The sequence below is a fragment of the Bowmanella yangjiangensis genome, from assembly GCF_017255015.1.
GTDB lineage: Bacteria > Pseudomonadota > Gammaproteobacteria > Enterobacterales > Alteromonadaceae > Bowmanella > Bowmanella yangjiangensis.
This window is the reverse complement of the sequence record NZ_JAFKCS010000811.1, coordinates 1-325: the sequence shown is the minus strand read 5'-3', so window position 1 is coordinate 325 and position 325 is coordinate 1. Positions and strand designations below refer to the sequence as shown.

Below are 325 nucleotides of genomic sequence, written 5' to 3'. Positions count from 1 at the left end.
ATGAGCTCGAGGTGGGCGAGGACGAACAGGCGGCGCTGCTCGAAGGTATCTACCGCACCCGCCTGAAACAGCAGCCACCCGCCGAGTGGGCCGAGCTGGATGCGCAACAACGCACCCAGAACATGCGTCAGGCCGTGCTGGACTCCTGGGCCCAGAGCAAGCTGCTACTGCGCCAGCTGGCGCAGCAACGGGCGGCGGCGATCAAGGCCTATCTGGTCGAGCAAGGGAAACTGGACGACGAACGGGTCTACCTGATCGATGTCAATCTGGGAGAACCCGAGTCCAATGGACGTGTACTGACGCCCCTGCACCTGGATAGCGAATG

General features: G+C 63.1%; 1 protein-coding gene. It reads left to right on the top strand.

From position 1 onward, the window contains the following. Positions 1–11: 11 nt before the first annotated feature. The coding region (locus tag J0A65_RS26790) for a hypothetical protein (RefSeq protein ID WP_206597205.1) at positions 12–325 on the top strand (314 nt) is incomplete at its 3' end.